Origin of the sequence: Micromonospora sp. DT4 (assembly GCF_049841675.1) — a bacterium.
In the GTDB taxonomy this organism is placed as follows: Bacteria; Actinomycetota; Actinomycetes; order Mycobacteriales; family Micromonosporaceae; genus Micromonospora.
Genome location: NZ_JBNCKT010000035.1, coordinates 38486 through 49768, shown reverse-complemented (window position 1 = coordinate 49768; position 11283 = coordinate 38486). Strand labels below are relative to the sequence as shown.

Here is an 11283-nt window from a genome sequence, read left to right as displayed (position 1 = left end):
CAGACCACCACAGAGCCCTCCAACAGCTGATCAGACAAGATCAACTTGCGGCGGCTTGACACAGGGCAACTCACGCGTCGACCCTAGCGGGCGCGCGGCACGCCGTCGTCGCGGAAATCGCTTTCGGCGCGTCGCCCCGCGCCCTACCGTCGGCGTCACATGCGGCACTCGGACGTCGGAGGGAGGTGGTGTTCATGCCGGACGTGGCACGCATGTTCCGCCATCACCAGCTCGACACCGACGAGGATGCCATGACTATCGATCTGACCGCCCTCGGCTGGGACGCCGACCGGGCGTCGTACGCCGCCCGACGTGGCGAGCGCCACCCGGGCCGGGTGGCCCGGGTGGACCGGGGAGTCTGCACGGTGCTCACCGCCGACGGTCCGGTCCGCGCCAGCCTCGGCCCGTCCGTGCTGGCCGCCGCTGCCCAGGACCCCTCCGCGCTGCCCTGCGCGGGGGACTGGGTGCTGCTCACGCACTGGCCGGACCGCCGGATCACCGTGGCGGCCGTGCTGCCCCGGCGAGCCGCGCTGATCCGCCGTACCGCCGGCAAGGACGCCAGCGGTCAGGTGCTGGCCGCCAACCTCGACACGGCCGCCGTGGTGGAGCCGGTGCACCCGGAGCCGGACGTCGGCCGCATCGAGCGGCTGCTCTCCCTGGTCCACGAGTCCGGGGCCCGGCCGCTGGTGGTGCTGACGAAGTCCGACCTCGCGGCCGATCCGGCCGCGCTGGCCCGCCAACTCGCCGCGGTCGCCCCCGGTGTGCCGGTGCTGGCGGTCAGCGCCGAGCGCGGCACCGGGCTGGCCCCGCTGCGCGCCGAAGTCGCCCCGGGTCGCACGTTGGGGCTGCTCGGGCCGTCCGGCGCGGGCAAGTCGAGCCTGGTCAACGCGCTCGCCGGCGCGGTGATGATGCCGACACAGGCGATCCGCCGCGTCGACGGCAAGGGCCGGCACACCACCACCTGGCGGGCCCTGGTGCCGATCCCCGGCGGCGGCGCGGTGATCGACACGCCTGGCGTACGGGCGGTCGGTCTGCTCGACGGCGTGGCGGGGTTGGACCGGGCGTTCGCCGACGTCGCCGGGCTGGCCGAGGGTTGCCGGTACGCCGATTGCCGGCACGACCGCGAGCCGGCCTGCGCGGTCCGTGACGCGCTGCGCACGGGTGAGCTGTCCGCCCGCCGGTGGGAGAGTTGGCGGCGGCTGCACGGCGAGGTGGCACACGAGAGCCGGCGGCGCGAGGCGCGGCTCGCCTCCGAGCGGCGGGGCGGCTGGCGCTCGGCGCGGCGCAGGGCGGCCCACCCGCCATCGCCCGGGGGCTTCTGACCGGGCTGTCGGCGGGCCGTGCCTGGGTGCGTGTCCGGGCCGCCCGCGACCGGGGCCGACGGCTCGGTCGCGGCGCGGCCGACCGGCCTGAGCTGGGGGAATGTGCGGGCGGGGGAAACTGTCGTACCTCGGGGCTAGAGTTGCCGAGGCGTGTTTTCCGCGCCCGTACGACCGCTCGGAACCAGCCCAGAGCGGGACAGACCCTCCGCTTCACCTTCACCCGGGAGTACACGTACCGTGGCCGACCGACTCATCATCCGTGGCGCGCGCGAGCACAACCTGCGTGACGTCAGTCTCGACCTGCCCCGGGACGCTCTCATCGTGTTCACCGGGCTGTCCGGGTCGGGCAAGTCGAGCCTGGCCTTCGACACGATCTTCGCCGAGGGGCAGCGGCGGTACGTGGAGTCACTGTCGTCGTACGCCCGGCAGTTCCTCGGGCAGATGGACAAGCCCGACGTCGACTTCATCGAGGGGTTGAGCCCGGCCGTCTCGATCGACCAGAAGTCCACCTCGCGCAACCCGCGCTCCACCGTCGGCACGATCACCGAGGTCTACGACTACCTGCGTCTGCTCTTCGCCCGCATCGGCGAGCCGCACTGCCCGGTCTGCGGCGAGCGGATCTCCCGGCAGAGCCCCCAGCAGATCGTCGACCGGGTGCTCGCCATGGCCGAGGGCACCAAGTTCATGGTGCTCGCGCCGGTCATCCGGGGCCGCAAGGGCGAGTACGTCGACCTCTTCGCCGAGCTGCAGGCCAAGGGCTACGCCCGGGCCCGGGTCGACGGCGTGGTGCACCCGCTGACCGAGCCGCCCAAGCTCAAGAAGCAGGAGAAGCACACCATCGAGGTGGTGATCGACCGGCTCACCGTCAAGCCGAGCGCCAAGCAGCGGCTGACCGACTCGGTCGAGGCCGCGCTGGGCCTGTCGAGCGGCCTGGTGCTGCTCGACTTTGTCGACCTGCCGGAGGACGACCCGGATCGGGAGCGCCGTTACTCCGAGCACCTGGCCTGCCCCAACGACCACCCGCTCGCCATCGAGGACCTTGAGCCCCGGGTCTTCTCCTTCAACGCCCCGTACGGCGCGTGCCCGGAGTGCACGGGCCTGGGCACCAAGAAGGAGGTCGACCCGGAGCTGCTGGTTCCCGACCCGGAGCGCAGCCTGCGCGAGGGCGCGATCCAGCCCTGGTCGACCGGGCACAACCTGGAATACTTCCTGCGCCTGCTGGAGGCGCTCGGCGAGTCCCAGCACTTCGACGTCGACACCCCGTGGCGGGCGCTGCCGGCGCGGGCGCAGAAGACGATCCTGCACGGCTCCGACGACCAGGTGCACGTGCGCTACCGCAACAAGTACGGCCGCGAGCGCTCCTACTACACCGGCTTCGAGGGCGTGGTGCAGTGGATCGAGCGCCGGCACTCCGACACCGAGTCCGAGTGGTCCCGCGACAAGTACGAGGGCTACATGCGGGACGTGCCGTGCGCCGCGTGCGGGGGTGCCCGGCTCAAGCCCGAGGTGCTGGCCGTCACCCTCGCCGGCAAGAGCATCGCCGAGGTCTGCAACCTGTCCGTGGGGGAGTGCGCCGACCTGCTCGCCGGCATCGAGCTGACCGACCGGCAGAAGATGATCGCCGAGCGCGTCCTCAAGGAGATCAACGCCCGGCTGCGGTTCCTGCTCGACGTCGGCCTGGACTACCTCTCGCTGGACCGGCCCGCCGGCACGCTCTCCGGTGGTGAGGCGCAGCGCATCCGGCTGGCCACCCAGATCGGCTCGGGCCTGGTCGGCGTGCTCTACGTGCTCGACGAGCCTTCGATCGGGCTGCACCAGCGCGACAACCACCGGCTGATCGAGACCCTGATCCGGCTACGCGGGCTGGGTAACACGCTGATCGTGGTGGAGCACGACGAGGACACCATCCGGGTCGCCGACTGGATCGTCGACATCGGGCCCGGGGCTGGCGAGCACGGCGGCAAGATCGTGCACAGCGGCTCGGTGCCGGCGTTGCTCGAGAACAAGGAGTCGATCACCGGGGCGTACCTGTCCGGGCGGCGGTCGATCCCGACGCCGACGGGCCGCCGTGCGCAGGACCCGGGCCGGGAGTTGGTGGTGCACGGCGCGCGCGAGCACAACCTGCGCAACCTGACGGTGTCGTTCCCGCTGGGCCAGCTCATCGCGGTCACCGGCGTCAGCGGCTCGGGCAAGTCGACCCTGGTCAACGACATCCTGTACGCCGTGCTGGCCAACCAGATCAACGGCGCCCGGCTGGTGCCCGGCCGGCACACCCGGGTCTCCGGGCTGGAGCACGTGGACAAGGTCGTCGGCGTGGACCAGTCGCCGATCGGCCGTACGCCGCGCTCCAACCCGGCCACCTACACCGGTGTCTGGGACCACGTCCGCAAGCTCTTCGCCGAGACCACCGAGGCCAAGGTCCGGGGGTACGGTCCGGGCCGGTTCTCGTTCAACGTCAAGGGTGGCCGCTGCGAGGCGTGCTCCGGCGACGGCACCATCAAGATCGAGATGAACTTCCTGCCCGACGTGTACGTCCCCTGCGAGGTCTGCAAGGGCGCCCGGTACAACCGGGAGACGCTGGAGGTGCACTACAAGGGCAAGACCGTCTCGGACGTGCTGGAGATGCCGATCGAGGAGGCCGCCGAGTTCTTCTCCGCCATCCCGGCGATCCACCGGCACCTCAAGACGCTCGTCGACGTCGGCCTGGGCTACGTCCGCCTCGGGCAGCCCGCGCCGACGCTGTCCGGCGGTGAGGCGCAGCGGGTCAAGCTCGCGTCCGAGCTGCAGAAGCGCTCCACCGGGCGGACGGTCTACGTGCTCGACGAGCCGACCACCGGTCTGCACTTCGAGGACATCCGCAAGCTGCTGATGGTGCTCGAGGGCCTGGTCGACAAGGGCAACACGGTGATCACCATCGAGCACAACCTCGACGTGATCAAGACCGCCGACTGGCTGATCGACATGGGTCCGGAGGGTGGTCACCGGGGCGGCACGGTCCTCGCCACCGGCACCCCGGAGGAGGTCGCCGAGGTGGTCGAGAGCCACACCGGCCAGTTCCTGCGCCAGGTGCTCAAGCTCGACGGCGAGGCCAAGGGCGCGGCGGCGGCCACCACCCGGGCCGCCAAGGCCAACGGCGCGACCAAGACACGGGCGACCCGCAAGGTGCCGGCCGGCGCCCGCTGACCGCTGGGGTCTGGTTCCTGAGGGCGCGGCCGCCGCAGGCCGGCCAGTCCTCCCGAGACAGACCCTGGGCAACTCTCTCGGGGCGGGTCGGATGACGACCCGCCCCGCCCCTTTTGCCGGGGTCGCACGGATGCCGGTGTGAACTATCCGGCACAGTTGCGCGTGGAAGGAAGTGTGGCCGGGCTTTCGGACCGGCGCAGTGGGCGAGAGAGAGGCGAGGCATGAGCGACGATCAGGCGCTGACCGGTCCGGGTACGCAGACCCGTCGTACCCTGCTCACCGGCGTCGGGGCGGTCGGCGCGGCCGTCGTCCTGGCTGCCTGCGGCAGCGACGACGGCAGTGGCAGCGGCTCACCCACCAGTGGTGGCCCGGCGGTGCCCAGCACCGGCGACGCCGGCGGCGGCGACCGGCAGAACGCCCAGTCGCTGGCCACCACCGCCGACATCCCGGTCGGTGGCGGCAAGATCCTCGCCGCCGAGGGCGTGGTGATCACCCAACCCACGGCCGGCCAGTTCAAGGGCTTCAGCCCCATCTGTACGCACCAGAACTGCCCGGTCTCGAACGTCGACGGCGGCACCATCAACTGCACCTGCCACAGCAGCAAGTTCTCGATCGAGGACGGCTCGGTCAAGGCCGGCCCGGCCACCAAGCCGCTGCCGCCGAAGGACATCAAGGTCACCGGCGATCAGATCTCCTTGGCCTGACGGCTGGACACGCTGGCCGGGTGGGCCGGCCGCGCGCCCGCCCGGCCGTTGATCAACTCGGGTTCCACGAAGTCGGGGTACCGCGCGCGACGATGCCCCGACTTCCCCTACACCGAGTCGATCTAGCGGTCGACGTGGCGTGTCGGGGGTGCGGACTAGGCTTGTTGGTGTGGCTGACCCGTCGACCTACCGTCCCGCACCCGGCACCATCCCGGAGTCACCGGGGGTCTACCGCTTCCGCGACGGCACCGGCCGAGTGATCTACGTCGGCAAGGCGAAGAACCTGCGCAGCCGGCTCAACTCCTACTTCGGCGACGTCTGGAACCTGCACGAGCGCACCCGCCAGATGGTCACCACCGCCGAGTCGGTGGACTGGATCACCGTCGGCACCGAGGTCGAGGCGCTCCAGCAGGAGTTCACCTGGATCAAGCAGTACGACCCTCGGTTCAACGTCCGCTACCGCGACGACAAGTCGTATCCGTACCTGGCCGTCACCCTCGACGAGGAATACCCGCGGCTCCAGGTGATGCGCGGCGCGAAACGCAAGGGTGTGCGCTACTTCGGTCCGTACTCGCATGCCTGGGCCATCCGCGAGACCCTCGACCTGCTGCTGCGGGTGTTCCCCGCGCGCACCTGCTCGGCCGGGGTGTTCAAGCGGGCCGGCCAGGTCGGCCGGCCCTGCCTGCTGGGCTACATCGGCAAGTGCTCGGCACCGTGCGTCGGCACCGTCTCCGCCGACGAGCACCGTGCCATCGTCGACGGGTTCTGCGACTTCATGGCCGGCCGTACCGACACCATGGTCCGCAAGATCGAACGCGAGATGACCGAGGCGAGCGCGGCCCTGGAGTTCGAACGGGCCGCCCGCCTGCGCGACGACGTGGCAGCCCTGCGCCGGGCCATGGAGAAACAGACCGTCGTGCTCGGCGACGGCACCGACGCCGACGTGGTCGCGTTCGCCGACGACCCGCTCGAAGCGGCCGTCCAGGTGTTCCACGTCCGCGACGGGCGGATCCGCGGCCAGCGCGGTTGGGTGGTGGAGAAGACCGAGGACCTGACCACCGGCGACCTGGTGCACCACTTCTGCACCCAGGTGTACGGCGGCGAGCACGGCGAAGCGGACGTACCCCGTGAGCTGCTGGTGCCCGAGCTGCCGGCGGACGCCGACGCGCTGGCCGACTGGCTCACCAGCCACCGGGGCAGCCGGGTGTCGCTGCGCGTGCCCCAGCGCGGCGACAAGCGCACCCTGCTGGAGACGGTCGAGCGCAATGCCAAGGATGCGCTGGCCCGGCACAAGCTCAAGCGCTCCGGTGACCTGACCACCCGAGGCAAGGCGCTGGACGAGATCAGCGAGGCGCTGGGCATGCGCACCTCGCCGCTGCGCATCGAGTGCTTCGACATCTCCCAGATCCAGGGCACCGACGTGGTCGCCAGCATGGTGGTCTTCGAGGACGGGTTGCCCCGCAAGAGCGAATACCGACGGTTCATCGTCCGGGGCGCCACCGACGACCTGTCCGCCATGTCCGAGGTGCTGCGCCGCCGCTTCGCCCGCTACCTCGACGCGCGGGCCGAGACGGGCGAGGTGGGCGTCGAGTCGGCCGACGACCCGGCCGCCCCGGCAGACGCCGCCGAGCCGCAGGTCGGTGTCCTGATCGACCCGACCACCGGCCGGCCGCGCAAATTCGCGTACCAACCCCAGCTGGTGGTCGTCGACGGCGGCGCCCCGCAGGTCGCCGCCGCCGCGCAGGCCCTCGCCGACCTGGGCATCGACGACGTCGCGCTCTGCGGCCTCGCGAAACGGCTGGAGGAGGTCTGGCTCCCCGACGACGAGTTCCCGGTCATCCTGCCGCGCACCTCTGAAGGCCTCTACCTGCTGCAACGAGTCCGTGACGAGGCGCACCGCTTCGCCATCACGTTCCACCGCCAGCGCCGCTCCAAGCGGATGACCGAGTCGGCGCTGGACAACGTCTCCGGCTTGGGCGAGGTACGCCGCAAGGCGCTGCTGCGGCACTTCGGCTCACTCAAGCGGCTCTCCACGGCCACCGTCGAAGAGATCACCGAGGTGCCCGGGGTCGGCCGACGTACCGCCGAGGCGATCCTGGCCACCCTCGACCCGGGGGTGCCGGCCGACAACGGCGCGGAGAGCCCACCCGATGCGGAGACGACTTCTGCCGCTGGGCTAGCGGTTGAGGGCTTGCCCTCGCCATGATCGACTCAACTTCGGCGATATCGGGCCATCAACCGGCTGGGATAGCGCAATATCGCCGAAGTCGTGTGGGATCAGAACCTCCTGCCGCCTGGTGCGCATGCTCCTACTGCGCCATCTGGGCGAGATGCCCCGATATGGGCGATGATTCGGGCCCGCCCCGCCAGGGCGGCATGGCGGTGTCACCGGGGCGCAGCGGCACTGTTCGGCCCTGGGCGCTGCTCTGCACGTACGCCGGCGGTGTCGCCCGCGAGGAACTGTCTGAGCCCACCTGAATGCGGAACGCGCCGCCGTCGCACCCCCCATGATCGCGCTCGATCCTGGTTGTCTCCTGGCTGTCTCCTGGCTGTCTCCTGGTTGTCTCCTGGTTGTAGTGGCCTCGGCCGCGCGGCGAGGGCCCTCCTTCCTGGTGCTTTCCTGGTTCGAGCACGATGTTGCCCGGATGCGCCGCCTCGGATCCTCGGCGAGGCGCTCGCCCCGATCGGTAGGCAGCACTTTCGGGGATGTTGCTGCCTCACGACGGGCTGAGGCAGCAACATCCCCGAAGTTGCGCAGATCATGGACCAGCCCATGGACGCCAAGGCGCGCCGGGCGGTGGCGGATGCGAGGTCTGTCCTGTTCAGGGGCGTGGTGTGCGGTGTTCGGTGTCATCGTGGGGGCGGAATCGCGGGCCGCGCCAGGTCGTTATACCTGCCATGGCGCCGCGACCCCTCGGATCACGGCCGCGCGACCCCCGCTCGCCGTGCGCGACGCCGCCGCCGGGAAGACCGGCCGGGCCGGGCTCGTTACACACCGCGCACCGCCGAGCAGCAGCTCAGGCGGGTAGCCAGTCCCGGGAACACCCGCCGGGTCCGCGCCGTTACACACCTCGCACCGCCGAGCAGCAGCTCAGGCGGTAGCCAGCCCCGGGAACACCCGCCGGGTCCGCGCCGTTACACACCTCGCACCGCCGAACAGCACCGGCCCAGGCCGGTAGCCACCGCCGGGAACACCCGCCGGGCCGGCGTCGTTACATCCCCCGCACGGCCGAGCACCACCGCAGGCCGTGCCCGGTCCGGAGTGATCGGGCGGAATGATCCGCCGCCCCGGACCGTTGCACCACCCTTCGGGACACCCCCCGAGCAGGCCCCGCTGGGTCGCCGGGCCGGTCCCCCGTGAACGTTCCGCTTCGGCACATGCCCCGAACTTCGTGTCGTCGCGTTTCCCCCGACATGCAGAGGAGCACGCCATCATGCGTACCGATCTGATTCGTAAGACCGCCCTGACCGCCGCTGGCCTCGCGTTCACCGGTGGCGCGATCGCCGGACCGGTTACCGCCGCCTACGCCATGGCCGACGCCAAGCCCACCACCCAGACGGTGTCCGACCGCAAGGGTCACGGTGAGCGGGAGCTTGGTGTGCGGTACGAGGCGCAGCCGAACTTCTACTACTGCGGCCCCGCCGCTACCCGTAACGCGCTGAGCGTGCAGGGCAAGAACATCGACGTGGACGCCATGGCCAAGGAGATGGGCACCACCGAGGCCGGCACCAACTCGATCAACGACATCACCCCGGTGCTGAACAAGGAGACCGGCAAGGCTGACGCCTACCGGTCGGTGGAGATCAGCAGCCCGGACGCCGACGCCAAGCAGACCGACACGCTGCGCGCCGACGTGGTCAAGACCGTTGACGAGGGTCGGGCCGTGGTCGCCAACATCGCCGGCACCAGCACCGACACCGACGGCAACACCCACTCCTACGAGGGCGGGCACTACATCAGCGTGACCGGCTACCGCGACAACGGCAACGTCGTCACGATCGCCGACTCCGCCAACCCGGAGAGCGCCTCGTACCAGATCACCATCGAGCACCTGGCCGACTGGATCGCCACTCGCGGCTACGCCACCAGCTAAGAATCAACCGAAAAGGGCTGGACCCCTATCGTGGGGTCCGGCCCTTTCGGCATGCCCGGGGTTCATTCGGCAAGTACGGCCAGGATCTGCTCGCCGTACTTGGCGAGCTTGTTCTCGCCGACGCCGTTGACCCGGGACAGCTCGGCCAGCGAGGTGGGCTTGTCACCCGCGATCTGTCGGAGTGTGGCGTCGTGGAAGATGACGTACGCGGGGACGCCCTGTTCCTTGGCGGTGGCCGCCCGCCAGCTTCGCAGCCGCTCGAAGACGGACGCGGCGGCCGGGGTCAGCTCGGCCACGACGGTGGACGAGCCACGCGGCTTCGACGAGCGGCTCGACGCCGGCTTCTCCGGTTCGCGGCGCATGGTGACGGTACGGCGGCGGCCGAGTACGTCGGCGCTCGCCTCGGTCAGCGCGAGGGTGCCGTAGTCGCCCTCGACGGCGAGCAGCCCCTCGGCGAGGAGTTGGCGGACCACGCCCCGCCACTCGGCCTCGCTCAACTCGGTGCCGATGCCGAAGACGGTCAGCGACTCGTGGCCGTACTGGCTGATCTTGTCGGTCTGCTTGCCGAGCAGGATGTCGACGCAGTGCCCGGCGCCGAACCGCTGGTTGCGTTCGCGGTCGAGGCGGAAGACGGTGGAGAGCAGCTTCTGGGCGGCGACCGTGCCGTCCCAGGACTCCGGCGGGTTGAGGCAGGTGTCGCAGTTGCCGCACGCCGGCGTGGAGGTCTCGCCGAAGTATTCGAGGAGCTGGACCCGGCGGCACCGCACCGTCTCGCAGAGCGCGAGCATCGCGTCCAGGTGCGCGGCGAGGTTGCGGCGGTGCGCCAGGTCACCATCGGACGTCTCGATCATCTTGCGCTGCTGGACCACGTCCTGCAGGCCGTACGCCAGCCAGGCGGTGGACGGCAGCCCGTCGCGACCGGCGCGGCCGGTCTCCTGGTAGTAGCCCTCGACGGACTTGGGCAGGTCGAGGTGGGCCACGAAGCGTACGTCGGGCTTGTCGATGCCCATGCCGAAGGCGATGGTGGCCACCATGACCAGCCCGTCCTCGCGCAGGAACCGTTGCTGGTTGGTGGCGCGGGTGACCGCGTCGAGGCCGGCGTGGTAGGGCAGTGCGGCGATCCCGTTGGCGGTCAGGAACTCGGCGGTCTTGTCGACCGAGGCGCGGGACAGGCAGTAGACGATGCCCGCGTCGCCGGGATGCTCGTCGCGCAGCAGCGCCAGCAGCTGCTTACGGGGCTCCCGCTTGGGCACGATCCGGTACTGGATGTTGGGCCGGTCGAAGCTGGCCACGAAGTGCCGCGCGTCGTCGAGCCCCAGCCTGCTGGCGATCTCGCGGCGGGTGGCGCTCGTCGCGGTCGCGGTGAGCGCGATGCGCGGCACCTGCGGCCACCGCTCGTGCAGCATCGACAGGGCCAGGTAGTCGGGCCGGAAGTCGTGCCCCCACTGGGAGACGCAGTGTGCCTCGTCGATCGCGAACAGCGAGATGCGCCCCCGGTCCAGCAGGGCGAGGGTGGACCGGACGCCGAGCGCCTCCGGCGCCAGGTAGAGCAGGTCCAGTTCGCCGGCGACGAAGGCCGCCTCGACCCGACGGCGGGCGTCCAGGGTCTGGGTCGAGTTGAGGAAGCCGGCGCGTACGCCGACCGCGGTGAGCGCGTCCACCTGGTCCTGCATGAGCGCGATCAGCGGCGACACGACGACCGCGACACCCTCACGGACCAGGGCCGGGATCTGGTAGCACAGCGACTTGCCGCCGCCGGTGGGCATCAGCACCAGCGCGTCACCACCGGCGACGACTTGGTCGATAACGTCCTGCTGGAAGCCGCGGAAGGCGTCGTAGCCGAACACCCGGCGCAGCACGTCCAGCGCGCCGTCGGTACGCAGGTCGGTGGGGGAAGCCATCCGCGGAGTCTACGAGCCGGCTCCGACATCAGCGTCTGCAGACCGGTCGCAGGCCGGCCAAGAGGTCGGCATGGTCGAT

At 70.8% G+C, this 11283-nt stretch carries 7 protein-coding genes; 6 read left to right on the top strand and 1 reads right to left on the bottom strand.

What is annotated here, in order from left to right; all coding sequences use genetic code 11:
* Positions 1-251: 251 nt before the first annotated feature.
* The 6 genes from rsgA (at position 252) to ACLQ24_RS13115 (ending at position 9303) form a co-directional block, all read left to right on the top strand.
* The gene (gene rsgA, locus ACLQ24_RS13140; RefSeq protein WP_425891557.1) at positions 252-1322 is read left to right on the top strand and encodes a ribosome small subunit-dependent GTPase A; all 1071 of its coding nucleotides are present in this window, start codon (positions 252-254) and stop codon (positions 1320-1322) included.
* Positions 1323-1559: 237 nt separating this feature from the next.
* Positions 1560-4505, top strand: coding sequence for an excinuclease ABC subunit UvrA (uvrA, locus tag ACLQ24_RS13135; protein ID WP_425891549.1), 2946 nt, complete (start codon positions 1560-1562; stop codon positions 4503-4505).
* Positions 4506-4726: 221 nt separating this feature from the next.
* On the top strand, positions 4727-5209 hold the full coding sequence (locus tag ACLQ24_RS13130; protein ID WP_425891547.1) for a Rieske (2Fe-2S) protein: 483 nt from the start codon (positions 4727-4729) through the stop codon (positions 5207-5209).
* A 169-nt stretch (positions 5210-5378) separates the two neighbouring features.
* Complete coding sequence (gene uvrC / locus ACLQ24_RS13125) at positions 5379-7415, top strand: excinuclease ABC subunit UvrC (RefSeq protein ID WP_425891545.1); 2037 nt, start codon at positions 5379-5381, stop codon at positions 7413-7415.
* Between the two features lie 134 nt (positions 7416-7549).
* Positions 7550-7687, top strand: a complete 138-nt coding sequence (locus tag ACLQ24_RS13120; RefSeq protein WP_425891543.1) for a hypothetical protein — start codon at positions 7550-7552, stop codon at positions 7685-7687.
* A 956-nt stretch (positions 7688-8643) separates the two neighbouring features.
* The gene (locus ACLQ24_RS13115) at positions 8644-9303 is read left to right on the top strand and encodes a C39 family peptidase (protein WP_425891542.1); all 660 of its coding nucleotides are present in this window, start codon (positions 8644-8646) and stop codon (positions 9301-9303) included.
* 62 nt (positions 9304-9365) lie between these two features.
* Here the strand turns inward: ACLQ24_RS13115 and recQ are convergent, their stop codons facing one another.
* Positions 9366-11204 (bottom strand): DNA helicase RecQ, encoded by a 1839-nt coding sequence (gene recQ, locus ACLQ24_RS13110; protein WP_425891540.1) that lies wholly within the window; start codon positions 11202-11204, stop codon positions 9366-9368.
* Between the last annotated feature and the right edge of the window lie 79 nt (positions 11205-11283).